A 24,856-nucleotide genomic window follows, 5' to 3' on the forward strand; every position below is an offset into this window, starting at 1 on the left:
TACATTATGATACATAAGAACCTCTTTGGCGCCCTCGCCTTGACTGCGCTCACGCTCACCGCACCCGTGGCAGCGAAGGCCGCTCCACAGCACAACCGCCCCCGCATCGTCGTCACGATGATGGTCGACCAGATGACGTGGGACTACCTCTACCGCTATCAGGCTCGCTTCGTCGAGGGTGGCTTCAAGCGTCTCCTCACGCAGGGCTTCAACTGCGAGAATACCCGCATCAACTACCTCCCTGCCTATACCGCTATCGGGCACAGCTCCGTCCACACCGGTAGTGTCCCCTCGATCCACGGTATCGCAGGGAATGACTTCTTCAAGGATGGCAACCCCATCTACTGTACGCAGGACACGACGGTAAGCTCGGTAGGTGTACCCAACGGCGTCAGCGGGCAGATGTCTCCCCGCAACCTCCTCACGACGACCATCTCCGATGAGCTGCGTATCGCTACGAACTTCCGCTCGAAGACCATCGGTGTAGCTATCAAGGACCGCGCCTCCATCCTCCCCGCAGGCCACACGGCTAACGGTGCTTACTGGCTGGACGACAAGACGGGCAACTTCATCACCAGTACCTACTATATGCAGGACCTGCCCGAGTGGGTGAAGAAGTTCAACGCTCGTGGTCGTGTCGCTGAGCTCCTCAAGGATGGCTGGAATACGCTCTATCCTATCGATACCTATCGTGAGAGCACGGCTGACTCTGTACCCTACGAGCAGCCCTGGGATAAGGACGGCAAGTTCCCCGCTACACTCCCTCTCAACACCGCCGAGCTGGCGAAGGTCAAGGGCCCTGGTGTCATCCGCACTACTCCTATGGGGAATACGCTGACCTTCGAGATGGCTAAGGCTGCTATCGAAGGGGAGAGCCTCGGCTCGCGTGCTGATGAGACGGACTTCCTCGCTATGAGCCATTCGGCTACCGACTATGTGGGGCACCGCTACGGTACCTTCGCTGTCGAGACGGAGGATACCTACCTTCGTCTGGACAAGGACCTCGCTGACTTCTTCCGCTACCTCGATGGGCGCTTCGGTCGTGACGGCTACCTCTTCATCCTCACCGCCGACCACGCTGCTGCGCACAACCTCACCTTCGACCGCGATCACAAGATCCCCGGGCAGGCCTTCCGTAGCGACTTGGCTCGCCGCATCGCCGACTCCGCAGCCTGTGCTTACATCGGCCGTGATGCTCAGGTCATCCGTGGGTATATGAACTATCAGGTCTTCTTCCGTCAGGACCTCATCGACTCGCTTGGCGTCAACCGCCACGGCCTCTATCAGGCTATTTGCAAGGCGCTCAAGGACAAGCTTCCCGGTGTAGCCTATGCTGTGCCTGCCGAAGAAGTGGCTATGGCTACGATCCCCGATGCGATCAAGACGCGTATCATCAACGGCTACCGCAAGGGGCGCAGTGGTGATGTCTTCATCGTACCCGATCCAGGGTGGTACTCGAAGTCTGGCACTTCGCTCCCTCAGGGTACGACGCACGGCGTATGGTCTCCCTACGACACGCACATCCCCCTCATCTTCATGGGGCATGGCGTCCGTGCAGGCCATCTCTATCGTGAGACGTATATCACGGATATCGCTGCTACGCTAGCTGCTCTCCTGAAGACGCAGTATCCCTCGGGTTGCATCGGGCATCCTATCACCGAAGCCTTCGCGCCCGCCGCGACTTCGGCTGCCCCCGCTGCCTCCACGACGCGCCGCAGATAGCCTCTTTTCTCCGGAGTAACCACCTTACATCCGCGCCCGATACCCCAGCTGGTATCGGGCGCGGATGCTTTGTATAGGGGTGCCGATAGACTTTCTCTATGGAGGTGGGAAGTTCGTGGAGCTATATTGAGCTATCTTTGCAATCCATATCTCTATTTATCACAAATGAACAGGAAAGATTACGAAATCATGGCCCCCGTGGGCTCCTATGAGTCGCTCATGGCGGCTATCAACGCGGGTGCTGACTCCATATACTTCGGTATCGAAGGCCTCAACATGCGCTCGAAGAGTGCGAATAACTTCACCACCGAAGACCTCTATAAGATCGCGGCGATCTGCCGTGAGCATGATGTCAAGAGCTATCTCACCGTCAATACCATCATCTACGACGAAGACCTTGAGCTCATGCGCAAGATCATCGACTCGGCGAAGGATGCCGACGTGTCGGCTATCATCGCTGCCGACGTCGCCCCCATGCTCTACGCGCGTAGTATCGGTGTCGAAGTCCACCTCTCCACCCAGCTCAATATCACCAATGTCGAGGCGCTGCGCTTCTACGCGCAGTTCGCTGACGTCGTGGTCTTGGCACGTGAGCTGAATATGGATCAGGTCGCTGCCATCCATAAGGCGATCATCGAAGAGCCCATCGTCGGCCCTGCTGGCGAGCCCATCCGTATCGAGATGTTCGCCCACGGCGCCCTCTGTATGGCGGTCTCGGGTAAGTGCTACCTCAGCCTGCACGAGCAGGGTAAGAGCGCTAACCGTGGCTCTTGCTCGCAGATCTGCCGCCGCTCCTATGAGGTCAAGGATAAGGAGACGGGTATTGAGCTAGAGATCGACAACCAGTACATCATGTCCCCCAAGGATCTGAAGACGATCCACTTCCTCAATAAGATGCTCGATGCTGGTGTGCGCGTCCTCAAGATCGAGGGCCGTGCGCGTGGTCCCGAGTATGTCGATACCGTCGTGCGTGCTTATCGCGAGGCCGTCGATACTTATTGCGCGGGGAACTTCACCACGGACAACGTCGAGAAGTGGGACAACCACCTCGGGCAGGTCTTCAATCGTGGCTTCTGGGACGGCTATTATCTCGGCCAGCGCCTCGGCGAATGGACGTCGAGCTACGGCTCTTCGGCTACGAAGCAGAAGGTCTACGTCGCTAAGACGACGAAGTACTTCGGTAAGGTCGGTGTCGGGGAGTTCGCCGTCGAGAGTGGCGAGCTGAAGGTCGGTGATGAGATCATCATCACGGGCCCTACGACGGGGCTTGTGCGCTTTGTCGTCGAAGAGATCCGCGTGGACATGGAGCCCGTAGAGAAGGCCGTCAAGGGTCAGCTCTGCTCGATCGCTGTGCCTGAGAAGGTGCGCCCAGGCGACCGCCTCTATCTCTTCACCGATCGCAAGGTCACGCAGTAGTCGCTGCCCATTGCTTCATCTCCCGCCCGTATCTGGCGGGCTAATGACACATCCCCTACGGAGCAGCTCCGTGGGGGATGTGTCGTATATGGGGTGGGGTAGTGGCGGTGGGGGGATATTGATCTCTGCGGGGGAGTGGTGTGAACCTATATTGGTCGCTGTGCTGACCAATATTAGGTTGTTGCTCTGCTTTGGGATAAAAGTTGCAGACGAGTGGCAGATAAGTTTGGACTACGTACGTGGCTCTAATATCTACGTACGAAGATATTTGGATTTGCGTGCCTGGTCTTTAAGACTACGTACATAGACAGAGGAAAACCACTACGAGAAGGCGCTTTTTCCTTCATGAGAAGGACACTTTTCCTTCCGCAGGATAAGAGGAATGCTTGCGATAAGGCGAAGGGCTTGTTCGGTCTCTTCGGAGAGGCATATCAGGGAGCTGGGCGTGCGATACCTTAGAGCTCTAAATAGAGGACAGGGCTCTGCGCGACCAGTACTGCTCGCTTTTGCCTCCTCAAAGGTGCTTATGCCTCAGTGCCTTGCAAGGGTGATTTTTCTCCCCGCTTCGGATACTTCCCCCGTCCGCTATACCTCGCTACCCGATCTACACGAATGGTTTTCCTCGCAGCTATGGTGTGGAGAATATCCGGATATACCGCTTGGGAAGCGTAGTCAAGTAGCCTAGATGTACATAGGTAAGGGCGATGAATTTGCTCAGGGTGTTTGGTGGATAAATAATTTGTTATACCTTTGCACTCGCAACTGAATGCTGCTCATGTGGTAGGCGGTTGACATTGGGAGGCCCATTCGTCTATCGGTTAGGACGCAAGATTTTCATTCTTGAAAGGGGGGTTCGATTCCCCCATGGGCTACGATAACAACAAAAAGAAAAGATACAAATGGCAAATCATAAGTCATCCATCAAGAGAATCCGTCAGACCAACGCTCGTCGTCTGCACAACCGCTACTACGCCAAGACGGCTCGTAACGCTGTGCGTCGCTTCCGTGCGCTGACCGATGCTGCTGAAGCTCGCGCAGCTCTGCCCCAGCTCAGCTCGATGCTCGACCGCCTCGCTGGCAAGAAGATCATCCACAAGAACAAGGCTGCAAACCTCAAGAGCAAGCTCGCTAAGCAGATCGCACGCCTCGGCTAAGAGTAGCCACTCTCCCCATCTGCTGTCAAGCACCTCTCTCTGAGAAGATGTGAGACAGAATTCAGGCGGCCCCTTCGTCTATCGGTTAGGACGCAAGATTTTCATTCTTGAAAGGGGGGTTCGATTCCCCCAGGGGCTACCAAGCAAGAAGCACCGACATCCTCCTCGTGAGGTATGTCGGTGCTTCGCTTTTATATACCATGATATGGGCACGATGTGCTTATGATGCAGAGGGCGTGTGACCTCGTTAGGAGCGAGGAGTCCTGCGGTAAAGGGAGTAACCCCCTACATAGCAGGCGGTAAGAGTGCGCTCCGAGGGAAATTCCGTATCTTTGTAGAAGCTCTATGCCCTACCAGCGGCGGGGCTACTACGGCGCCCCCTCGGGGGAGTCGCTTCAAAAAGTATAATCGATAGACGAATGAAATCAAGACGAATATTGTATATCTCGCAGGAGATCTTCCCTTACCTCCCCGAATCCGATATCGCGACGACGGCACGTCAGCTGCCGCAGGGGATTCAGGAGCTGGGCAATGATATCCGCATCTTCATGCCCCGCTTCGGTGTGATCAACGAGCGCCGCAATCAGCTGCATGAAGTCATCCGCCTCTCGGGGATCAACATGATCATCAATAACAATGACCATCCACTGATCATCAAGGTCGCTTCACTGCCGACCGCCCGCCTGCAGGTATACTTCATCGACAATGATGATTTCTTCAAGCGTAAGACCGTCTTCGACGTCGACCCCAAGGTGGGCAACGACAACGACGAGCGCTCGATCTTCTTCGTGCGTGGTGCCCTCGAAGCCATCAAGAAGCTCCGCTGGATACCCGATATCATCCACTGCCACGGTACCTTCACCGCGCTGGGTATGCTCTATCTGAAGAAGTACTATCACGATGATCCCTGCCTGAAGAAGGCCAAGATCATCTACTCGCTCTACGATGAGCCCGCTCCCGTAGAGATCCCCGACACGCTCTTCGAGTGCCTGAAGTTCGACAAGATCAAGCCCGCAGCACTCTCCGTACTCGATGGCAAGACCGACTACGAGGCACTGAACCGCCTGGCCATCCACTACGCCAACGGGGTCGTACAGGGCAGCGCCGAGATCTCGCCCAGCCTCAAGCAGTACATCGACGAGAGTGGGGTGCACTTCCTCCCCTATACTCCTGTCGAAGGGTGCGCAGAGGTGTATAATGAATTCTATAAGAAGATCCTCCCATGATGAAGCTTGCTTCAGCTCTATATGTAGGCCTCCTCTCGCTGAGCCTTGTGACGCTCTCCTCCTCCTGCGCCGAGGACAACCTCTCGGGTATCGGTGAGAGCATCCAGCCTAACCTCGACAAGGTCACCGGGCGTGCGACGACGATCACCTTCGACGCCACCACGGTAGCCACCCCTACACTCTATACCGATGGTACGACTTCGCTCCTCGGTACGCTCATCGACGAGACGGGCTCGACCGTCACGGGTGAGTTCATCAAGCAGATCCGTACTGCCGAAGGGGTTGCCTTTGAGGATGCTGACAACGCCCAGCTGACCATTGACTCGGTCTACTTCCGTATCTATTCGGACCGCACCGAGGGGAATGCAGATGCCCAGATCAAGGTCAACGTCTACAAGCTCGCTCAGCCCGTCACCACGGCTGGTACCTCGAGCCAGACGCTCGGCCAGTACCGCACGGGCGCGACGCTCTTGGGCTCTGCCACCATCCAGCCCAGCGCTGGGACGCTCATCCAGCAGAACTCTACGATGCGCTACTTCACTATCCCTCTGGATGTGAGCCTCGGGAAGCACTTCTTCGATGCGACGCGCTCGGCGACGCTGAAGAGTGCCTTCAACTCGCAGTCGCGCTTTGACCGCGAGATCTTCCCTGGCTTCTACGTAGCACCTGTCACGGGTCGTGGCTTCCTCCTCGAGGTCACGGAGGTCGCTCTCATGATCCACTACAGTGTGCCCAACAAGGAGAAGCCCGCCGAGCGCGTGAAGTACGTGAAGACCTTCGTCGATACGAAGCTTACCTCACGCCTGAATGCCCTGAGCAGTGGCGACGTCTCGAGCCTCACGGCTCCGTCTACGGAGTATAGCTATGTCAAGGGCCCCGCTGGCGTGACGACGAAGTACACGCTCTCGGTGAGCGAGCTGCAGAAGCTCCTCGCTTCCGCGCCTAAGCCCACCACGACGCCTGTGCCCAGCGACTTCATCGGCCGCGCTTGGATGCTCGCTGATGCGAACTTCTCCGTCAAGGTCAATAGCCCTGAAGGGCAGCGCACGAACCAGCCCGACTACCTCCTGCTCCTCCCCTCAGACAAGGTGACGGAGTTCTTCTCGGCCGATGTGCAGGCCGTCCAGTCGGGTAAGTCGTACCTCTCGAAGAAGTACGCCGCCAGCGACAAGGCGTATAAGTTCAACAACATCGCCCGCATCGTCACCGAGCATCTGGCGAAGTACGCCACCTACTCCGCCGCTACGGGCTGGACGATCTCCACGCCACTGGAGCTGAGCCTCGTACCCGTATCGGTGACGTCATCGCGCTCCAACGGCTCTGCAAGCATCGCTGAGCTCATCCGTCCGAGCTTCCTCCGCCTCTCGAAGGCTACCACGGACCTTCAGGTGAGCTTCGTGAGCGTACAGCTCCAGCAGCAGTAAACCCCTATCTGACGCCCACAGAGAACAGGCCTCGTCACCCCGAGAACCCCCTGCTCTCTGTGGGCGTCACTCTATACACTACCTAAGTACCTATACGACTACGTCTATGCAGTCCTCCATCAAGCTCCGCCTGACGGTGATGAACTTCCTCCAGTTTGCAGTCTGGGGGGCCTACCTTACTTCTATGGGGCGCTACCTCGGTACCGCAGGCTTCGGCTCCGAGATCGGGAACTTCTATGCCATGCAAGGTCTCGTGTCGCTCTTCATGCCTGCTCTCATGGGTATCGTCGCAGACCGCTGGATCCCAGCACAGCGCCTCTTAGGGGTCTGCCATATGTTGGCAGGGATGCTGATGCTCGGCGTCTTCCTCTACACGCAGACCGACACGCCCTCTTATCCCACCCTCTTTGCGCTCTACTCGCTGAGTGTCGCCTTCTACATGCCGACGCTGGCACTGAGCAACTCCGTCGCCTACACCTCGCTTGACCAAGCGGGGCTGGATCTGGTGAAGAGCTTCCCTCCGATCCGTGTCTTCGGTACGGTGGGCTTCATCTGCACGATGATCACGGTGAGCCTACTCGGTCTTGAGGCTACGAGTGGGCAGTTCGCTGTCTCGGCTATCATCAGCCTCGTTCTCGCAGTCTACGCGCAGACGCTACCCAACTGCCCCACGGCTCCCAAGGGGCAGAGCAAGAGCCTCGTCGAAGCCCTTGGCCTGCGTGCTTTCGTGCTCTTCAAGCAGCGTAAGATGGCGCTCTTCTTCATCTTCTCGATGCTCCTCGGTGTCAGCCTGCAGATCACCAATGGCTTTGCTAACCCCTTCATCAGCACCTTCGGCGAGATCCCTGCTTATGCTGATACCTTCGGCGTGAAGTACGCGAATATCCTCATCTCCCTCTCGCAGCTCTCCGAGACGCTCTGTATCCTGCTCATCCCCTTCGCGCTGCGTCGCTTCGGTATCCGCCGTGTGATGCTCATCGCTATGGTGGCGTGGGTCCTGCGCTTTGCCCTCCTCGGTCTTGGTAACCCAGGTAGCGGCGTATGGCTCTTCCTGCTGAGTATGATCGTCTACGGGGTGGCCTTCGACTTCTTCAATGTGTCGGGTTCGCTCTTCGTGGACAAGGAGACTGACCCCTCGATTCGCTCCAGTGCGCAGGGGCTCTTCATGATCATGACCAATGGTATCGGTGCGACGCTCGGCTCGCTCGGCGCGCAGGCGGTGATCAATCACTTCGTCTACTCCGAGCACGACACGACGGCGATCCTCGCAGGCTGGAGCATGAGCTGGTATGTCTTCGCTGCCTATGCTGCTGTCGTAGCTGTACTCTTCGCGCTGCTCTTCCGCTACAATACCGTCACCGAGGCGAAGTAGTGCACCCGTCCCCGTCCCTTATCCCTCTTGTAGCCTCACTGAGCCGATGAATATCGCCTTCGATGCCAAGCGCATTACACACAATGCTACCGGCCTCGGGAACTACAGCCGCTTCGTGCTCGACACGCTCACGGAGTTCCGCCCAGAGAATCGCTATCTGCTCTTCTCGCCCTCTACGGGTGACCCCTCGCTCTACAAACGCTTGCTGTCCAATCGCTCGGTGCGGCTCATCACGCCTCATCGTGCACTGGCCTTCGCAGGGGGCAATCTTTGGCGCAACTTCTCCGTGGCCTCACGCTGTCGTACGGAGCAGGTCGACCTCTTCCACGGGCTGACCAATGAGCTTCCCATCGGGCTGTACAATGCCCAGCGCATAGGTACGGTCGTCACCATGCACGACTTGGCCTTCATCCGCTACCCGCAGTTCTACAAGCCCATTGACCGCCTGCTCTACCGCAAGAAGTACGGCGCTTCGGCCCGTCATGCCGACCACGTCATCACCGTGAGCGACCAGACGCGCCGTGATGTCATCGATATCTTCGGCATCGAGGAGGAGCGTGTGACGACCGTCTATCAGGGTTGCTCCGAAGCCTTCGCGGCGGTGACGCCCGAGGATGTCGTAGTGGCACGTCAGGCACTGAACCTCCCCGAGCGCTATATCCTCTTCGTCGGGAGTATCGAGGAGCGTAAGAACCTCGCCCTCATCGTCGAGGCACTTGCCCAGCTTCAGGACAAGGACATCCACCTCGTCGCGGTCGGTCGTAAGACGCCCTATGTAAATACCGTCGTCGACAGCGCCCGCCGCTTGGGAGTCCTCTCCCGCCTGCACCTCATGCACGGCGTCGGCTCGGCGATGCTCCCTGGTATCTATGCCGGAGCGAAGGTCTTCGTCTACCCCTCGCGCTTCGAGGGCTTTGGTATCCCGCTCATCGAAGCTCTGAATGCTGGTGTGCCCGTCATCGGTGCTACAGGCTCTTGTCTGGAGGAAGCTGGTGGCCCCAGCAGCCTCTACACCGACCCCAGTGACGCCACGATGCTCGCCAGCATGATCGACCGCGTCCTCATCGACATCTCCCTGCGTCAGAAGATGATCACCGATGGCCGCGAGTACGTGGAGCGCTTCACGCCGAAGCGCCTGGCTCGGGATCTCTCTGCCGTGTATGAGAACGTCCTCCTCACCTACGAATAATTATCCCACTCAATGAAATACCTCATCGTAGGCCTCGGCAATATCGGGGCTGAATACGATATGACCCGCCACAACATCGGCTTCCGTGTAGCCGACGCCATCGCTGCCCGTCTGGGTGTGCGCTTTGAGACGAAGCGCTATGGCGATGTCGCTATGGGTCGTGCTAAGAGTGCGCAGATCGTCCTGCTCAAGCCCTCTACCTATATGAACCTCAGTGGCGAAGCTGTCCGCTACTGGATGAGCACGGAGAAGATCCCCATCGAGCGCGTGCTGGTCATCGTCGACGACCTCGCTCTGCCCTTCGGTGCGCTCCGTCTCAAGGGCAAGGGAAGTGATGCGGGTCACAACGGGCTGAAGAATATCGCCCAGCTCCTCGGCTCGCAGTCCTATGCCCGTCTGCGCTTCGGTATCGGGAATGACTTCCCACAGGGCGCACAAATAGACTACGTCCTCGGGCGTTTCTCCCCTGAGGAAGAGGCACAGATGCCTGAGCGTCTGGAGACCTTCGTCGACGCCTCCATCGCCTTCTGCCTGGAGGGGATCGCCTCTACGATGAACCGCTTCAACGCCAAGTAATCGCCCCCGTCGTCCAACTATTCATCATCTAAATACAACCTCTTACTCATGAAGCAAGTCATTGCCACCACTAAGGCACCAGCTGCTATCGGCCCTTACAGTCAGGCTATCCTCGTCGGAGATATGCTCTTCGCATCGGGTCAACTCGGTATCGATCCCGCTACGGGCGAGTTCCCCGAAGGCGTCACCGCTCAGACTGAGCAGGTCTTCCACAACATCCACGCGATCCTCGCTGAAGCTGGCTTCACCATCGATCAGGTAGTCAAGACCACGTGCTTCCTCGCTGATATGGGCGACTTCGCTGCTATGAACGCCGTCTATGAGAAGCAGTTCACGGGCGCCTTCCCCGCACGCTCTGCCGTAGCTGTGAAGACGCTACCTAAGAACGGCCTCGTAGAGATCGAGATCATCGCACACCGCGGCTAAGCCACTGCGGCAAGGTCACACACCACACATCAGCCCCACGGCTTCCCTCGCGAAGGGAGGCCGTGGGGCTTCTCTTTTATATACTCCCTACACGCCCGCTGAATGCGACCTTCGGCAGAATCCTGTCCTCTATATTTAGAGTGCTAAGGCATCGCACGCCCAGCTCCCCGATATGCCTCGCCAAAGTGATGTCAAGCCCTTCGTCTTATCACGAATATTCCTCTTATCCAGCGGAGGGAAAAGCGCCCTTCTCGTGAATGAAAAAGCGCCTTCACGTAGTGCTTTTCCTCTGTCTACGCACGTAGTCTTAAAGACCAGGTACGTAAATCCAAATATCCACGCACGTAGATATTAGAGCCACGTGCGTAGCCTAAGCTTATCTGCCACTCGTCCACAACTTTTATCCCTACGCGGAGCAACAACCTGCTATAGGTCACGTCACCAAGCTATATAGCTTTCTTCGCCATCCAATATAGGTCGATACCACCCCCTCGTAGTGTGGAGGGTGCTGAGGAACGGATGATAGTCCGACGGAGGCGCCGTATAGCCCTGCTTATTTCGATTGCAGCGAAGCTCGTGACCAGCCGTGTTTGCTGAGACATCGATCATGCGGGGAGATGTGCAAGTCGCTAAGTTCTTGTTCGTTTGTCTCAGGTCAATGTCGTATCTTTATGGCTATCAAGCCTGAGTTATGAAGCTGATTGATAACATACATACGACACTGGCCGAAGATTTGCGCACTACTCTCACTTCTGGAAGTCGTCTATCTCTTGCGGCGTCTTGCTTTTCGATCTATGCCTATCAAAAGCGTGCGCTGAGCAAGCAGATGCTATTTGCCGATCAGATTAAGAAGCTGAAGGCTTTACTTACAGCAAGAGGTTGAAGATGGACAGACAAGACGTTATCTCGCAACTCGCTCTGAGGGAGCGAATCAATTTTGAGGTAAAAAAGGCTGAGAATAGTATCCCCAAGTCTGTATGGGAGACTTATTCGGCCTTTGCTAATACCATTGGTGGCTACATCCTTCTGGGAATAGCAGAGAAGAAAGAGGAAGAAGGTGACTCTCCCTACCTAATAACGGGGGTAAACGATCCCACAAAACTAAAGAAGGAGCTTTTTGATAGTTTAAATAGCGATAAGGTCAGCACCAATATCCTGACTGATGACGATGTGGAGGTCATCGAATATGAGGAGAAGCTTCTTGTGTCCATACATGTCCCTCAGGCTAATTATAGACAGCGTCCCGTATACATAAATGGAAATCTGAATAAAGGAACTTATAAGCGAAATCATGAAGGTGATTATCATTGCACCGAAGAGGAGGTAAAGGCAATGCTACGTGACTCCAATGATGCGGGCAACGACGGGGTGCTCATAGAGCACTATGATATGGAGGATATAGATATGCTTACGCTACGTGCTTTCCGCAATAGGTTTCGCTCTACCAATCCGGAGCATTTATTCAATGATTATGACGATAAGGAGTTTCTCCGCAATTTAGGAGGATACACTAAAGACAGAGCTACAGGACGAGAGGGGCTGACCTTGGCTGGTCTGCTGATGTTTGGCAAGGGATTGGCGATAAGAGAGCGCTTTGATAATATTCGCTTGGATTATCTGGATCAGACTAATCTACAGCCGGGGGAGCGCTGGAGCGATCGGCTTACCTATGATGGTAGCTGGGAGAATAATCTCTATAACTTCTTTACGCGTGTATTAGCTCGGTTAGTGCAGGACATCAGGCGCCCCTTTGTCCTCAAGGGATACGAGCGAGAAGACGATACCCCGATGCATAAAGCCATCCGCGAAGCTTTGACCAACTTGGTGATTCATGCTGATTATATGATGACTGGTGTGCTCAGGGTGGAGAAGCATGATGATCGCTTCTTCTTCTCTAATCCAGGCACCCTCAAGCTGCCCATTGCGGAGATATATAAAGGGGGCAACTCCAAAGCGCGTAACCCACATATCCAATCCATGCTACGTATGCTGGGGTATGGTGATAATATCGGATCTGGATTCCCTGCTATTGTAGACGCTTGTAAGAAAGAAAACTGGCAGAAGCCTTTACTCTGCGAGTCGAACGAATTACATACCGTCGAGCTGACTATTTCTATGAAGTCAGTCATAGCAGAAGAATGTATCCAGCACTTACGGAAGATCCTGGGAGAGCAAGTGGTACGCCAGCTTGACAGCGAAGAAATCTTCATCCTCTCCGTGGCGTGGATGGATGGCTCTGTGACGAATAGTGTGATACAAACACTCTTAGATAAGAATGCCCTACAAGTGGGCAAGCTCTTGTACTCTTTAGCTGAACGCAAGCTTCTGACCGCACAAAACAAAGGCCGCTGGACTTCGTATGTCCTCAATCGAAACTTGGAAGAAAACTCAAGGAGTAAAAGTCAAGGAGTAAGCACCGAAAACTCAAGGAGTAAAACTCAAGGAGTAGACACCAAAAAGTCAAGGAGTAAAAGCCGGAAAGAAAAGCAAAGGCTGATCCTGGACTTTTGTCAAACGCCACGAACACTCTTGGAAATAGCACAAGAGCTGAACGTGAACGATCGCTATTATATGAAGCGAACCTACATAGATCCCTTGTTAAGCCAAGGACGACTGAGTGCACAGCAGGAAAGTAAAACCGCTCCGACACAGAAATATATCACCATTAAAGCAGTAAATAAGTAAGGTCAAGCCACCGAACACATCTCTTGGGATAGCCAGCATGTACATCCACTGACCTTGCCTTCTCCTGCCACTCTGCCGCCCTCATCTACGGCATCAGCCCCACGGCTTCCCTCTCCCTGAGGGATGCCGTGGGGCTATTCGTATGTTCCTACTTTGCGCCGTCTTCTTCCATCCCTCGTGCTAAGGTTGCTCTGACCAATATAGGCTTATACGGTGTGGGGAGAAGGCGGAGGGAACAGTCTATTATCCGAGCGAGCGGGATTAGCGGGGCAAGCCGTACCTTTGTGACAAATAGAAATAGATCTACTCGTCGCACGATGCGCTCACGAATCCTTTACCTCCTCCGCTTCACCCTCGTGGTGCTGCTGAGCTTCCTCGTCCTCAAGGGATGCTTCCTTCTGCTCGTCCCAGCCGAAGGGGCACTGAGTATGGGGGATATCTTCGCTGTACTCTATCATGGGCTGAGCTTGGACTTCTCCGTGCTGGGCTACCTACTCGTCATACCCCTCTTGACGACGGCAGTGAGCTGCTTCTTCCGCGCCTTCCCCGCCCGTCGCGCCCTCCGAGCTTATCACATCCTCACGGCTGCCCTCATCAGCATCGTGGGCATCACCGATGTGCGGCTCTATCCCTTCTGGGGCTTCAAGCTCGATGCCTCGATCTTCCTCTATCTGGACCAGCCAGGCGAAGCCTTCGCGAGTGTCAGCCTTCCCTTCATTCTCCTCTCCCTCTTTCTCGTCATCGTCATCGGCCTATCTGTCGGCTTCGCCCTCGACCGCACGACGGAGGTGCGCTGGCCCCAGCTTCGCCGTGGCGGACTCTACGCCCTGCCCTTCGTCCTCCTCTTAGGCCCGACCTTCCTCATGATCCGTGGGGGCGTGAGTCAAGCGACAGCCAATGTCGGGCAGGTCTACTTCAGTGACCGCCAGTACCTCAATCACGCTGCCGTCAATCCGCTCTTCAGCCTCTTCTCCTCGCTCGGGAAGGCCGAGGACTATGATGCCGAGTATAATGCCTTCGATGAGAAGACGCTCGGTGAGCTGACCGAAGACCTCTTCCCCGCCGAGTCCCTTGAGGGCGATACGCTCCTCACGACTCGCAGGCCGAATATCGTCCTGCTCGTCCTCGAGAGCTACGGTGCTCGCTATACGGGTGTCTTGGGTGAGAATCCCGAGGTCAGCCCGCACTTCGATAGCCTGGCTCGTGAGGGTGTCCTCTTCTCGCGCTGCTATGCCAATAGCTACCGCACCGACCGCGGGCTCATCTCGATCCTCAGCGGCTACACGAGCTTCCCCACGCACTCGGTGATGAAGCTCCCAGCGAAGAGCCGTACCCTGCCCTCCATCGCGGGGAGCCTGCGTGAGGCGGGCTATGTGACGAGCTTCCTCTACGGGGGCGATGCGAACTTCACTGGTCTGAAGGGCTACCTCCTCGGCTCGGGCTATCAGCAGGTCACCGACGACCACACGCTCCCTCGTAGCCTCCCGCGGACGAACTGGGGTGTGCCCGACGGCCCTGCCTTCGACGTCCTCTATGATGAGATCGTCCGTATGCCTGCGGACCGCCCGTGGTACAAGACGATGCTCACGCTCAGCAGTCACGAGCCGTTTGACGTGCCGTACAAGCGCCTGCCCTCGCCCGTGTCGAATGCCTTTGCCTATCTCGATGAGTCGCTGGGACGCTTCGTTGCTCGTCTCAAGGCGACCCCGCAGTGGAAGGACTTACTCATCATCTGTGTGGCGGATCACGGCTATTCGGAGCTCGGCTCGGACGATCGCAATAGCACGGCTGTGCACCACATCCCGCTGCTCTGGATCGGTGGTGCGGTGCGCTCGCCCCGTGTCGTCGATGCGCTGATGACGCAGTCCGACCTCTCGGCGACGCTCCTGGCGCAGCTCGGGCTCAGCTACCGCTCGTTCACCTTTGCCCGCAATGTCCTTGCACCGAACTATACCTATCCCTTCGCCTACTACACGTTCAATGATGGCTTTGGCTTCATCGACAGCACGGGCGTCACGGTGATGGACAATGTCAGCGGCCATGGTATCGAGGTGACTCCCGCGCCCTCGGAGCACCGCACAGCCCTCGGTCGTGCGCTCCTCCAGCTGACGCACGACGACCTCGCCCGCAGGTAAAGGCATCTCCTTCACGAGGTGGATAGGTTAACGAAATGCCGTTTTCGTTAACCTATCGTAGCGGATATGTTAAGCAAATCGGCATATCGTTAACCTATCCCCTCCATAAAGCAGCCCGCCCCCGTCCACTACTTATGCTGGACGGGGGCGGGCTGCGCTTTGTGGAGCTGGGCTTACTTCTTCTTGCGCTCGCGCCAGCTCTTGATGATGGGATAGAAGACCGTGACGCCCGAGCAGACGAGCATGAGGATCGTCAAGCCATCGAGGCGCAGGCCAGAGGAGATGATCCAGATGACCAGCGCCAGCCAGAGGATGGTGATGACGACCATCTGCGTCGGGGTCAGGGGACGACGGTAGGCCATAGCGATCAGCTCTTAGCAGCGAAGGAGCTCTGCAGCTTCGCGGGCGAAGTAGGTGAGGATGAGGTCGGCACCAGCGCGCTTGATCGAGAGCAGGCTCTCCATCATGATGCGCTCGCGGTCGATCCAGCCATTGAGACCAGCGGCCTGGATCATGGCATATTCGCCACTGACCTGATAGGCAGCCAAGGGTAGGTCGTAGCGGTCGCGTGCCCAGCGGATGACGTCGAGGTAGGGCAGGGCGGGCTTGACCATGATGATGTCAGCACCTTCGGCGATGTCGCCTTCGATCTCACGCATGGCCTCACGGATGTTCGCAGGGTCCATCTGGTAGCTACGGCGGTCACCGAAGCTGGGGGCGGAGTCGGCAGCATCACGGAAGGGACCGTAGAAGGCGGAGCTGAACTTCGCAGCGTACGACATGATGGGGAGTTGCTCGTAGCCAGCTTCGTCGAGAGCCTGACGCATGGCGGCGATACGGCCGTCCATCATATCGGAGGGCGCGACGATGTCGGCACCGGCCTCGGCGAAGGAGACAGCCTGACGGCAGAGATAGGGGAGCGTGGCATCATTGTCCACGGTATAGTGATCGTGGAGGATACCGCAGTGGCCGTGGTCGGTGTACTCGCACATGCAGATATCTGCGATGACGATGAGGTCGGGCAGGGCGGCCTTGAGCGCGCGGATACCCTGCTGTACGATGCCGTTGTGTGAATAGGCTTCGCTACCGGTGTGGTCCTTGTGCTCGGGAATACCGAAGAGCATCACCGAGAGTACGCCTACACTGTAGAGGCCTTCGCACTCCTTGACGAGCTCATCGACCGAGAGGCGGTACTGCCCAGGCATGGTCTTGATCTCCTCGCGGATGCCACTGCCGTGGACGACGAAGAGGGGAGCGATGAAGTCCGCGGGCTCGAGAGCGGTCTCACGAACGAGCGCACGGAGGTTGGGAGTCATGCGTAGGCGACGCAGACGACTGATTGGATACATAGGGCTTATGGTTGATTAGGAATACTATCTGTGGTGTGTGCTGCCGTACCGTCTACGAAGTAGGGGCTGAGGCGGATGCTATCCTCGCGGGAGAAAGGTCCAGCAGAGCGCAGGACTGCCCAGCTAAGACGCTTGCCGTGGCGTAGGATGAGCTTGCGCAGGGTGGCACTCTGCTCTCGGGAGAGGTAGGGATGCCAGGGGAGGGAGTCGGCACGGAGCTGGGGGAGAGCGAAGCGCTTCGGCGGTGTCTTGATGACGAACCACGGGCGCAGGGCGAGGAACTTATCCTCATCCATACCGTAGACCTCCTGCAGCTGTAAGACGGTGTAGTAGCCACCGAGTCGCTCACGTAGAGCGAGGATACGATGGGCGTAGGCAGGGCCGATGCCTGGGACACGCAGGAGCGTCAGCGAGTCGATACGGTTGAGGTCAAGGCTGACGTAGTGGGCGAACTTCTCCCCTCGTGCTGCAGCTCCTGCTGGCGGGCCGACATAGTGTGGATCACGTATGAGGCTATCGCGGTGGGGCTGCTGTCCTGCGGGAGCGTTGCTCTCGGAGGTGCTTCCCGCTTCGGTCGGCTGCATAGGCTGTAGGGCAGGCGAGCTGTGCGGGGCGAAGGCGTAGAGTGCTAGCCCCGAGAGGGTGATGAGCGAGAGGATGAGTAAGAATAGGCGCTCACTGCGGCTCGTGGTGGTCTTCCTCTGACGCATCGCTGGGGTGGTTTAGCCGACGTGCTCCTCGGTGGGGGCTTCGGTGCGGGTGTGTATGGCCTCGATACGGCCGTCGCGCAGCACGATCATACGGTCGGCTTGGGCGGCAAAGTCGGGGTCGTGGGTGACGATGACGAAGGTCTGGCCGAGTTCGTCACGCAGATCGAAGAAGAGCTGGTGAAGGCTCTGCTTATTCGCCGTGTCAAGGCTCCCCGATGGTTCGTCGGCGAATATGACCGCAGGCGAATTGATGAGGGCGCGGGCTACGGCGACACGCTGGCTCTCACCACCCGACAGCTCGGCAGGCTTGTGCGAGGCACGCTCCGCAAGGCCGAGACGCTCGAGGAGGCCGACGGCACGCTCACGTACCTTCGAGCGGGACTCTCCTGCGATGAGGGCGGGGAGCATAACGTTCTCCAGTGCAGTGAACTCCGGCAGGAGCTGGTGCGCCTGGAAGATGAAGCCTATCTGGCGGTTGCGGAGCTCGGCTTGACGGCGGGCGCTGAGGCGGGTGACTTCCTCTCCGCAGATCTTCAGCGAAGCACCTTCGGCAGGGGCTTCGAGTGTGCCGAGGATCTGGAGTAGGGTCGTCTTCCCTGCACCGCTGGCTCCGACGATGGAGATGATCTCTCGGGGCGCGACGGTGAGGTCGATACCCTTGAGGACCTCGAGTGAGCCGAAGCTCTTATGGATATGCGTAGCCTCGATGATCATAGGCTGGTAGGCTCAGTAGTGGGGTGATGCTGGATATGCTGGATGACGTAGGCCGCCAGATGACAGCCGAAGAGCGCGGGCATATAGGAGACAGTGCCAGCGGTAGAGCGCTTACACTGCTCGCCCTCGATCTCCTTGACAGCGTCAGAGTCCGGTAGCTCCGTGGAGAAGACCACGGGGAGTCCCTTGTGGATGCCAAGCTTACGCAGGCGCTTACGCAGGCGCTTGCGCAGGGCACGTGCCAGCGTACAGTTGTAGCTCTTATTCAGGTCGGCCTGATGGATCTGCGTCGGATCACTCTTGGCGCCTGCACCCATAGAGCTGATGATCGGCAGGCCGCGCTCTATGGACTTGGCGATGAGGTGCACCTTCGGGCTCAGCGAGTCGATGGCGTCGATGACGTAGTCGTAGCGGTGACGGTCGAGGAGCTCGATCATGTTCTCATCCTTGAGGAAGGCCTCGATGACCTCCAGCTGGATGTGGGGGTTGATGGCGCGAAGGCGTGCGGCCAGGACGCTGGCTTTCGCCTCGCCGATGGTCTCGGTGGTGGCTACGAGCTGGCGGTTGATGTTCGAGGGCTGCACGATGTCGGCGTCGACGATAGTCATACGGCCGATACCTGCACGGGCGATGAGTTCGGCTGCGAAGCCACCGACACCGCCGAGACCGACGATGAGGACGTGACACTGGGCGAGCTCGCTCACGCGATCGTCACCGAAGAGGAGGCGGGTACGCTCGGTCCACACCTCGGGAGGAGTCTGTTGCTGGGGTTGGTTCATTGGATGCCTCGGTCGTTGAGGGCTTGCTGGTAGCGCTTAGCATTCAGCATGTGTACGGCGAAGGAGGAGGCGAAGTTGTGGTAGCCTGAGAAGTCCTCCTTAGCACACATATAGAGGTAGTCGTGGCTCTCGGCAGCGAGGACGCTGTCGATGGTGCTCGTGCGGGGCTGGACGATGGGCGTCGGGGGAAGGCCCGTGACCTTGTAAGTATTGTAGGGGGAGTTCACCATGAGGTGCTCACCACGGATGCGCTTGAGGTCGAAGTTGCCGAGGGCGTACTTGACCGTGGGGTCAGACTGCAGGCGCATCTCCTTGCGCAGGCGGTTGAGATAGAGCCCAGCGATACGGCGGTACTCATCGCGCTTGCCTGATTCGCTCTCGACGATGGAGGCGAGTGTCGTCACCTCAAGGGGATTGAGCCCGAGGCGCTCTGCCTCTTCGGTACGCTTACCCTTCCAGAAGAGCTGGTAGTGGGCATGGAGGCTGTCGAGGACTTCACGCCCTGAGGCGGCCCAGCGCAGGGTGTGGGGCTCGCGGATGACCTTGGAGTAGAAGGCTCCTGGCTTCGTGCCATACTGCGCCATGAGGGCGGAGTCAGCGAGGAGCGTGCGGAGCGTGTCGGCCTTCACCCAGAGGTGCTGGGCGAGGAAGTCCACGAGCTCAGAGTCCTTGCGTACGGAGGGAGGCGTGAGCTTCAGCGGGCTGTCCTTCCCCTCCTTGAGGAGGGTGATGAGCTCCTGCATCGTCGTGGAGCGGAGGACGGCGTACCGACCTGGGCGCAGCGCGTCGCCCGTCTCGCTAAGCCCCTGCACTGCCGCAAGGCGGTCAAAGACACGGGGGAAGCGCAGCCAGAGCTTCTTCTGCATCTGCTCACGTAGCTCGGAGTACTTGCTCCCTGGGGCTACGAGGAGGTAGGTCGTGTCGGTGACGGGGCGACCTGCAGGTGTGGTATAGAGATAGCCACCAGCGAGGGCTGCTGCGGCTACGATGATGAGGATCAGGATGACGAAGACGCGCGCGCCTCGGCCACGACTGCGGTGGGGCGAGGAGAAAGAGCGTCGGCCATTGAGCCGCTGGTAGTGGGCTACTGAATGCTTACTCATACGGAGTGGGATGTCGGATTAGCGGAAGATATCGGCGGGCTCAGCGAGGCGCTTCAGCTCGCTACCGCGGATAGCATAGAAGGAGGGCAGGCTCTGGGTATTGTAGTCCTGAGCTGCGGTATGGTTGAGGTCTTGGACGCAGATCCAGGGCAGAGCGCGTGAAGCATTCTTCCACAGATAGGCATCTTGGTCTTCGGAGACTTCGAAGATGATGAGCTCGGGGTGGGTGGACTGCAGGGCGCGCAGCTCGGCGACGAGGGCGGGTGACCAATCGCCAGCGTAGGCGGTGAAGCAGACGAGGACGGGGTGACCCTTAGCGACCTCCGCATTGAGGGAGCGCATCTGCCCCTTCTGATCACGCAGGCGGATCTCGGGGAAGGCGACGACCTCCACGGGGGCAGCCGTCATCGTTGTATCGGGATGGGCCTCACGCTGACGGGCACGTGCCATAGCGATGGAGCGCAGAGCAGCCTGCTTCAGGAGCGGTGTGTAGGGGGCATTGGGGTGGAAGGCATCGTAGGCCGTGGCGACAGCTGCGAAGGCACGGTCATCGCCAGGATGGTCTATGGAGAAGTACGTCCCGCCAAGGTAGCTCTGGAAGAGGGCGTAGTAGGCGGCAGCGCCTTTGGGGTCGCTGAAGATGTATTTGCTCGTGAGGGTGTTCTTCAGCTGCGTGGAGAGCGAGTCGATACGTGCCAGAGCTACGCCACGCTCGAGGGTGCCATTATTGAGCTGTGTGAGGATCGCCTCGATGGCCTTGTCGGTGGCGGTGCGCAGCTGACCGATCTCACGGATCTGCTTATTGGCCTCGTCGCCCGACTCGATCTTGTAGGTCGAGAAGAGGTCCTTGCCCGAAGCCGAGAGGGTGAGGTGCGTGACGGAGTCGGCTGCGAAGGGGATGAAGCTCTCCCCGAGGCGCAGGCGGTAGAAGGCGGGATAGCTATGTGCCTCGCGACGGAAGCGGAAGCGACCCTTCTCGTCGAGGGTCACGGAGTCGATGAGCTGAGGTTCGTCGGTGTCGGTCGTCTCGAGGTAGAGCGTCTTGCCTGCGGCATCGGTGATGGTGCCTTCGGCGGTGAACTCATTGCCTCCGCTCTTGGAGCAGGAGCCGAGAGCGAGGGAGCCGAGGAGAAGGAGGGAGAGGCGGAGCTTCGTCTTATTCATTGTCTGCCGTGTGAGGTATGTGATAGATGGGGCTATTAGCATGTGGGGGCGTCCCAGTGCTCGCCGGTGGCGAGGAGCATCTCCTCAGCGCGGGCGACCTCGGCGAAGAGCTCTTCGCGTGTGGCAGCCTTGAGCATGGCGATGCGTACGGGGCGGAAGTTATCGATACCCTTGAAGATCGGGCTGGCAGCTATATGGCGACGGCTGTGGAGGATGCCACGGCGCTCGTCGAGCTTGCGGATGTTGTTGTCGACGAGCTGGCGAAGTACGTCGACGTAGAAGGCCTTCGGGTGGCGGGGAGCAGGCTCGCCCGTCTGGAGGTAGTGCTTCATCTCCTCGAAGATCCAGGGCTGGCCGATGGTGGCACGCCCGACCATCACAGCATCTACGCCGTAGGTGTCGAAGGCACGCTTTACCTCTTCGCCCGTGGTGATGTCACCATTGCCGATGATAGGGATGTGCATACGGGGATTCTCCTTCACCTTGCCGATGAGCGTCCAGTCGGCAGAGCCGGTGTACATCTGGGCGCGGGTACGGCCGTGGATGGTGAGGGCTTGGATGCCCACGTCCTGGAGGGCTTCGGCGAGCTCGACGATGATCTTACTATCGTTGTCCCAGCCGAGGCGGGTCTTTACGGTGACGGGGATCTTCACGGCCTTGACGATCTCGCTGACGATGCGGAGCATGACGTCGGGGCAGCGAAGCATACCGCTACCAGCACCCTTGCCAGCGACACGCTTGACGGGGCAGCCGAAGTTCAGGTCCAGCACCTCGGGTCCAGCGGCCTCGGCGATGCGGGCTGCTTCGACCATAGGCTCGACCTCGCGGCCGTAGATCTGGATGGCTACGGGGCGCTCTTCGGCGCTGATCTCGAGCTTGCGCGTCGTGCCAGCGACCTGACGGATGAGGGCGTCAGCACTGAGGAACTCGGTGTAGACCATGTCTGCACCGAAGCGGCGACAGAGGAGACGGAAGGCGGCATCCGTCACATCCTCCATGGGGGCCAGTAGTAGGGGGCGCTCCCCGAGATCGACCGTACCTATTTTCATTCGCTTATCTGGGCTATGTATTGGGAGGCCGTCGTGAGGGCCTCGTGGATATTGGGGCAGATGTAGGTATCGCCGATGAGGTCGGCGATACCTGTGGCACGCAGGGTCTCATGGACGCTGGGGCGCACGCCCGAGAGGACGAGCTGGATGCCCTCAGCCTGTGAGGTCTCGATGAGAATGCGGAGGTTGCGCACGGCCGTCGAGTCCATGAAGGGCACCTGACGCATACGCAGGATGCGCACCTTCGGGCGCGCCTTGGTGGCGAGGACGATCTCCTCGAAGCGGTTCGCGATACCGAAGAAGAAGGGTCCTTCGATCTCGTAGACCTCGACGCCCTTCGGCAGGTCGAGGGCTTCCTCACGACCTGCGAGCTGGCCGTCATCCTCGGAGCTATGCACGTGGAGCTTGTCGCGGGAGACGACGATGCGCGTGGACTCGATGATACGGCGCATGAAGAGGAGCATGGAGAGTAGGAGACCCAGCTCGATAGCTATGGTGAGGTCGAAGAGGACGGTGAGGAAGAAGGTGACAGCGAGTACCGCGATATCGCTCTTCGGGCCACGTAGCGAGGCGCGTACCGAGCGCCATCCGCTCATGTTGTACGAGATGACGACGAGCACCCCAGAGAGGCAGGCCATAGGGATGTAGGCCATCAGGGGCATGAGGAAGAGGAAGATCAGTAGGAGGACCAGAGCGTGGGTGATGCCTGCGATGGGCGTGCGGGCGCCGTTGTTGATGTTGGTCATCGTACGAGCGATAGCTCCCGTGACGGGGATCCCACCGAAGAAGGGCACGATGATGTTCGCTACTCCCTGCGCCATCAGCTCGGTATTCGAGCGGTGGCGCTCACCGATGACCCCGTCAGCGACGCTGGCAGAGAGGAGGGACTCGATAGCGCCGAGGAGGGCGATGGTGAAGGCGGGGCCGATGAGGTGCTGCATCGTCGCCCAGCTCAGCTCGGGCACGACGAGGTCGGGGATCTTCGAGGAGATCGTATAGCGGTCGCCGATGGTGTCGAGGCCCGTGACGCCAGCATACTCCTTGAGGAGGTAGCAGACGATGGTCATCACGATGATGGCGACGAGGGAGCCAGGGACGACCTTCGTCAGGCGTGGGGTGAGCTGGATGAGGAGGATGCTCCCCAGACCGATGGCGAGCGTAGGCAGGTGGACGGAGCCGAGCGAGGAGAGGAGGACGCCCCACTTCGGTACAAACTCCTTCGGTAGACCCGTCAGCCCGAGGCCGAGGAGGTCATTGACCTGCGTGGTGAAGATGGTCACAGCGATACCTGCCGTGAAGCCTAAGATAATCGGATAGGGGATGAACTTGATGAGCGATCCGAGCTTCAGTGCGCCCATCAGCAGGAGGAGGATACCCGCCATCAGTGTGGCGATGAGTAGTCCGCCCTGACCGTACTCGCCGATGATGCCGAGGACGATGATGATGAAGGCCCCCGTAGGCCCCCCGATCTGTACGGAGCTACCCCCGAGAGCCGAGACGATGAGCCCCCCGAGGACGGCGGTCACGAGCCCCACTTCGGGCGATACCCCGCTGGCGATAGCGAAGGCGATGGCCATAGGTAGGGCGACGATCCCCACGATGAGCCCCGCTAAGAGGTCACGAGTGAGGCCCTGCCGCGTGTAGCCCTTGAGGCTATCGATGAGCATGGGGCGGAAGTTCAAGCGCTGCATGTCGAGTAAAAAGTAGGTTTTCTTCCTATACGATTAAATAGCTGTTAGGTTACAAAGATAAGGAAAAGCCCCCGTGCCTCTGGGGGCGCTGACCTTGTAGGCAGGGCTTTCGCATCGAAATCCTCCCGTGCCGTTCGCGTCTATACGCCGCATCGTCTGCGCGTGTATTCCTCTTGCTCATCGCGACCTCTGCATATCCTCTTGCCCATTAACGGGGGAAAGGGTCAAAGACAAGACAGGAGAAGGCGATTGCCTTCTCCTGCTATTTTGATGGAGGTAGCCCCGTGTCAAGGTGGGCTTCCGTATGCTTTGCCCGAGGCTGTATAAGGAGCTTTCTCTACTTCTTCACGCGTCGTAGCGTGCAGACCTCAGCGTCGTAGGGGACAGAGAGATAATCAGGTATGATCACAGGACGATCGATTCCGACCAAGTGGCTTCGGCGTACTACTATCGTATCGTGTGCCGCATTCAAGCAGAGAAGTACATTGGCAAGTTCCTGATAAGGCTTGTCAGCTTTACCATAGAAGAAAGGTATTCTGTAAACATCTAATTGTAGAGAGCTCTTCTCTCTGTCCCAGATAAATCCCCCGCCTCGAATAAAGGAGGTCCCAGGCAGGAAAGAGTCCGTAGGGGTGATACATGCTTTACCATTCTTTGTGATTGATAGCTCCAGCCCGAGAGCATCGTACCAGTAGGAATCGTAATAGTTTGCCTTTTTCTGCACGATGATATGGGCACGCCACTGGTGGTCGCCAAAGCCCGTGCCTTCCCATTCTCCTACGAACTTATCGAGGTCATGGTGTCGGTCCTCAAAGTAGTAGCCTTCAGGGTTGCCACGGTTGTTGTCCGACACGCGCTTGAAGTCTCGTAAGTCCACGACTTGCGTCTGAGCAGAGACCCTCGCTCCAGAGAGGAGCAGTATGAGGGATAGAAGTTTGATTAGCTTGATCATCTTGATAGCTTGTTTTTTTG

Annotated in this window: 22 protein-coding genes and 2 tRNA genes; 14 read left to right on the forward strand and 10 right to left on the reverse strand. The window is 58.1% G+C overall.

Annotated features, from left to right (window positions below; translation table 11 throughout):
* The first annotated feature begins 6 nt into the window (after positions 1 to 6).
* The 14 genes from pafA (at position 7) to HMPREF1323_RS03810 (ending at position 15,325) form a co-directional block, all read left to right on the forward strand.
* Entirely contained in the window at positions 7 to 1,722 is a 1,716-nt protein-coding gene (pafA, locus tag HMPREF1323_RS03745; protein WP_009432833.1) for an alkaline phosphatase PafA, read from the forward strand.
* Between the two features lie 165 nt (positions 1,723 to 1,887).
* Positions 1,888 to 3,138 carry a U32 family peptidase gene (locus HMPREF1323_RS03750; RefSeq protein ID WP_044124014.1) on the forward strand — a complete coding sequence of 417 codons (1,251 nt, stop codon included), beginning with the start codon at positions 1,888 to 1,890 and terminating at the stop codon, positions 3,136 to 3,138.
* Between the two features lie 800 nt (positions 3,139 to 3,938).
* Positions 3,939 to 4,010 (forward strand) — tRNA-Glu (locus HMPREF1323_RS03755).
* Between the two features lie 27 nt (positions 4,011 to 4,037).
* Positions 4,038 to 4,292 carry a 30S ribosomal protein S20 gene (gene rpsT, locus HMPREF1323_RS03760; protein WP_009432837.1) on the forward strand — a complete coding sequence of 85 codons (255 nt, stop codon included), beginning with the start codon at positions 4,038 to 4,040 and terminating at the stop codon, positions 4,290 to 4,292.
* Positions 4,293 to 4,359: 67 nt separating this feature from the next.
* Positions 4,360 to 4,434: transfer RNA gene (locus HMPREF1323_RS03765), tRNA-Glu, on the forward strand.
* Positions 4,435 to 4,711: 277 nt separating this feature from the next.
* Entirely contained in the window at positions 4,712 to 5,518 is an 807-nt protein-coding gene (locus HMPREF1323_RS03770) for a glycogen/starch synthase (protein ID WP_044114894.1), read from the forward strand.
* On the forward strand, positions 5,515 to 6,942 hold the full coding sequence (locus HMPREF1323_RS03775; protein WP_009432828.1) for a DUF4270 family protein: 1,428 nt from the start codon (positions 5,515 to 5,517) through the stop codon (positions 6,940 to 6,942). The genes HMPREF1323_RS03770 and HMPREF1323_RS03775 overlap by 4 nt, the downstream gene beginning before the upstream one ends.
* A 106-nt stretch (positions 6,943 to 7,048) precedes the next feature.
* Positions 7,049 to 8,314 (forward strand): MFS transporter, encoded by a 1,266-nt coding sequence (locus HMPREF1323_RS03780; protein WP_009432827.1) that lies wholly within the window; start codon positions 7,049 to 7,051, stop codon positions 8,312 to 8,314.
* Positions 8,315 to 8,360: 46 nt separating this feature from the next.
* Positions 8,361 to 9,503, forward strand: a complete 1,143-nt coding sequence (locus HMPREF1323_RS03785; RefSeq protein WP_009432832.1) for a glycosyltransferase family 4 protein — start codon at positions 8,361 to 8,363, stop codon at positions 9,501 to 9,503.
* A gap of 12 nt (positions 9,504 to 9,515) precedes the next feature.
* The gene (pth, locus tag HMPREF1323_RS03790) at positions 9,516 to 10,079 is read left to right on the forward strand and encodes an aminoacyl-tRNA hydrolase (protein ID WP_009432836.1); all 564 of its coding nucleotides are present in this window, start codon (positions 9,516 to 9,518) and stop codon (positions 10,077 to 10,079) included.
* A gap of 48 nt (positions 10,080 to 10,127) precedes the next feature.
* Positions 10,128 to 10,505, forward strand: coding sequence for a RidA family protein (locus tag HMPREF1323_RS03795; protein ID WP_009432842.1), 378 nt, complete (start codon positions 10,128 to 10,130; stop codon positions 10,503 to 10,505).
* Positions 10,506 to 11,196: 691 nt separating this feature from the next.
* The gene (locus HMPREF1323_RS03800) at positions 11,197 to 11,388 is read left to right on the forward strand and encodes a hypothetical protein (RefSeq protein ID WP_009432858.1); all 192 of its coding nucleotides are present in this window, start codon (positions 11,197 to 11,199) and stop codon (positions 11,386 to 11,388) included.
* Positions 11,389 to 11,390: 2 nt separating this feature from the next.
* Entirely contained in the window at positions 11,391 to 13,190 is a 1,800-nt protein-coding gene (locus HMPREF1323_RS03805) for an RNA-binding domain-containing protein (protein ID WP_009432861.1), read from the forward strand.
* 317 nt (positions 13,191 to 13,507) lie between these two features.
* A complete protein-coding gene (locus HMPREF1323_RS03810; protein ID WP_009432852.1) occupies positions 13,508 to 15,325 on the forward strand; it encodes an LTA synthase family protein in 1,818 nt (605 codons plus the stop codon).
* 173 nt (positions 15,326 to 15,498) lie between these two features.
* Here the strand turns inward: HMPREF1323_RS03810 and HMPREF1323_RS03815 are convergent, their stop codons facing one another.
* The 10 genes from HMPREF1323_RS03815 to HMPREF1323_RS03860 form a co-directional block, all read right to left on the reverse strand.
* Positions 15,499 to 15,687, reverse strand: a complete 189-nt coding sequence (locus HMPREF1323_RS03815) for a hypothetical protein (RefSeq protein ID WP_009432826.1) — start codon at positions 15,685 to 15,687, stop codon at positions 15,499 to 15,501.
* A 12-nt stretch (positions 15,688 to 15,699) separates the two neighbouring features.
* Positions 15,700 to 16,674, reverse strand: coding sequence for a porphobilinogen synthase (hemB, locus tag HMPREF1323_RS03820; RefSeq protein ID WP_009432863.1), 975 nt, complete (start codon positions 16,672 to 16,674; stop codon positions 15,700 to 15,702).
* Between the two features lie 5 nt (positions 16,675 to 16,679).
* Complete coding sequence (locus HMPREF1323_RS03825; protein ID WP_009432831.1) at positions 16,680 to 17,384, reverse strand: ComEA family DNA-binding protein; 705 nt, start codon at positions 17,382 to 17,384, stop codon at positions 16,680 to 16,682.
* A 12-nt stretch (positions 17,385 to 17,396) separates the two neighbouring features.
* On the reverse strand, positions 17,397 to 18,098 hold the full coding sequence (locus HMPREF1323_RS03830) for an ABC transporter ATP-binding protein (RefSeq protein ID WP_009432841.1): 702 nt from the start codon (positions 18,096 to 18,098) through the stop codon (positions 17,397 to 17,399).
* On the reverse strand, positions 18,095 to 18,877 hold the full coding sequence (locus tag HMPREF1323_RS03835; protein WP_009432839.1) for a tRNA threonylcarbamoyladenosine dehydratase: 783 nt from the start codon (positions 18,875 to 18,877) through the stop codon (positions 18,095 to 18,097). Before HMPREF1323_RS03835 ends, HMPREF1323_RS03830 begins: the two co-directional genes overlap by 4 nt.
* Positions 18,874 to 19,980: an endolytic transglycosylase MltG gene (mltG, locus tag HMPREF1323_RS03840; RefSeq protein WP_009432846.1), complete on the reverse strand. Its 1,107-nt coding sequence runs from the start codon at positions 19,978 to 19,980 to the stop codon at positions 18,874 to 18,876. Before mltG ends, HMPREF1323_RS03835 begins: the two co-directional genes overlap by 4 nt.
* 18 nt (positions 19,981 to 19,998) lie before the next feature.
* A complete protein-coding gene (locus HMPREF1323_RS03845; RefSeq protein WP_009432855.1) occupies positions 19,999 to 21,144 on the reverse strand; it encodes a DUF4369 domain-containing protein in 1,146 nt (381 codons plus the stop codon).
* 35 nt (positions 21,145 to 21,179) lie between these two features.
* The gene (gene dusB, locus HMPREF1323_RS03850; protein ID WP_009432856.1) at positions 21,180 to 22,193 is read right to left on the reverse strand and encodes a tRNA dihydrouridine synthase DusB; all 1,014 of its coding nucleotides are present in this window, start codon (positions 22,191 to 22,193) and stop codon (positions 21,180 to 21,182) included.
* Positions 22,190 to 23,884 (reverse strand): SulP family inorganic anion transporter, encoded by a 1,695-nt coding sequence (locus tag HMPREF1323_RS03855; protein ID WP_009432835.1) that lies wholly within the window; start codon positions 23,882 to 23,884, stop codon positions 22,190 to 22,192. Before HMPREF1323_RS03855 ends, dusB begins: the two co-directional genes overlap by 4 nt.
* 337 nt (positions 23,885 to 24,221) lie before the next feature.
* Entirely contained in the window at positions 24,222 to 24,836 is a 615-nt protein-coding gene (locus HMPREF1323_RS03860; RefSeq protein ID WP_198004366.1) for a hypothetical protein, read from the reverse strand.
* Positions 24,837 to 24,856: the final 20 nt, after the last annotated feature.

Origin of the sequence: Porphyromonas sp. oral taxon 279 str. F0450, from assembly GCF_000292995.1 — a bacterium.
GTDB classification, from domain to species: Bacteria; Bacteroidota; Bacteroidia; order Bacteroidales; family Porphyromonadaceae; genus Porphyromonas; species Porphyromonas pasteri.

What these genes read in the sequence shown, in the direction of transcription:
- HMPREF1323_RS03770 (WP_044114894.1), top strand. Translation starts at nt 4,712, where the DNA reads ATGAAATCAAGACGAATATTGTATATCTCGCAGGAGATCTTCCCTTAC.
- rpsT (WP_009432837.1), top strand. Translation starts at nt 4,038, where the DNA reads ATGGCAAATCATAAGTCATCCATCAAGAGAATCCGTCAGACCAACGCT.
- HMPREF1323_RS03835 (WP_009432839.1), bottom strand. Translation starts at nt 18,877, where the DNA reads ATGAACCAACCCCAGCAACAGACTCCTCCCGAGGTGTGGACCGAGCGT.
- dusB (WP_009432856.1), bottom strand. Translation starts at nt 22,193, where the DNA reads ATGAAAATAGGTACGGTCGATCTCGGGGAGCGCCCCCTACTACTGGCC.
- HMPREF1323_RS03800 (WP_009432858.1), top strand. Translation starts at nt 11,197, where the DNA reads ATGAAGCTGATTGATAACATACATACGACACTGGCCGAAGATTTGCGC.
- HMPREF1323_RS03845 (WP_009432855.1), bottom strand. Translation starts at nt 21,144, where the DNA reads ATGAATAAGACGAAGCTCCGCCTCTCCCTCCTTCTCCTCGGCTCCCTC.
- pth (WP_009432836.1), top strand. Translation starts at nt 9,516, where the DNA reads ATGAAATACCTCATCGTAGGCCTCGGCAATATCGGGGCTGAATACGAT.
- HMPREF1323_RS03810 (WP_009432852.1), top strand. Translation starts at nt 13,508, where the DNA reads ATGCGCTCACGAATCCTTTACCTCCTCCGCTTCACCCTCGTGGTGCTG.
- HMPREF1323_RS03805 (WP_009432861.1), top strand. Translation starts at nt 11,391, where the DNA reads ATGGACAGACAAGACGTTATCTCGCAACTCGCTCTGAGGGAGCGAATC.
- HMPREF1323_RS03825 (WP_009432831.1), bottom strand. Translation starts at nt 17,384, where the DNA reads ATGCGTCAGAGGAAGACCACCACGAGCCGCAGTGAGCGCCTATTCTTA.
- hemB (WP_009432863.1), bottom strand. Translation starts at nt 16,674, where the DNA reads ATGTATCCAATCAGTCGTCTGCGTCGCCTACGCATGACTCCCAACCTC.
- HMPREF1323_RS03855 (WP_009432835.1), bottom strand. Translation starts at nt 23,884, where the DNA reads ATGCAGCGCTTGAACTTCCGCCCCATGCTCATCGATAGCCTCAAGGGC.
- mltG (WP_009432846.1), bottom strand. Translation starts at nt 19,980, where the DNA reads ATGAGTAAGCATTCAGTAGCCCACTACCAGCGGCTCAATGGCCGACGC.
- HMPREF1323_RS03775 (WP_009432828.1), top strand. Translation starts at nt 5,515, where the DNA reads ATGATGAAGCTTGCTTCAGCTCTATATGTAGGCCTCCTCTCGCTGAGC.
- HMPREF1323_RS03795 (WP_009432842.1), top strand. Translation starts at nt 10,128, where the DNA reads ATGAAGCAAGTCATTGCCACCACTAAGGCACCAGCTGCTATCGGCCCT.
- HMPREF1323_RS03780 (WP_009432827.1), top strand. Translation starts at nt 7,049, where the DNA reads ATGCAGTCCTCCATCAAGCTCCGCCTGACGGTGATGAACTTCCTCCAG.
- HMPREF1323_RS03815 (WP_009432826.1), bottom strand. Translation starts at nt 15,687, where the DNA reads ATGGCCTACCGTCGTCCCCTGACCCCGACGCAGATGGTCGTCATCACC.
- HMPREF1323_RS03830 (WP_009432841.1), bottom strand. Translation starts at nt 18,098, where the DNA reads ATGATCATCGAGGCTACGCATATCCATAAGAGCTTCGGCTCACTCGAG.
- HMPREF1323_RS03785 (WP_009432832.1), top strand. Translation starts at nt 8,361, where the DNA reads ATGAATATCGCCTTCGATGCCAAGCGCATTACACACAATGCTACCGGC.
- HMPREF1323_RS03750 (WP_044124014.1), top strand. Translation starts at nt 1,888, where the DNA reads ATGAACAGGAAAGATTACGAAATCATGGCCCCCGTGGGCTCCTATGAG.
- pafA (WP_009432833.1), top strand. Translation starts at nt 7, where the DNA reads ATGATACATAAGAACCTCTTTGGCGCCCTCGCCTTGACTGCGCTCACG.
- HMPREF1323_RS03860 (WP_198004366.1), bottom strand. Translation starts at nt 24,836, where the DNA reads ATGATCAAGCTAATCAAACTTCTATCCCTCATACTGCTCCTCTCTGGA.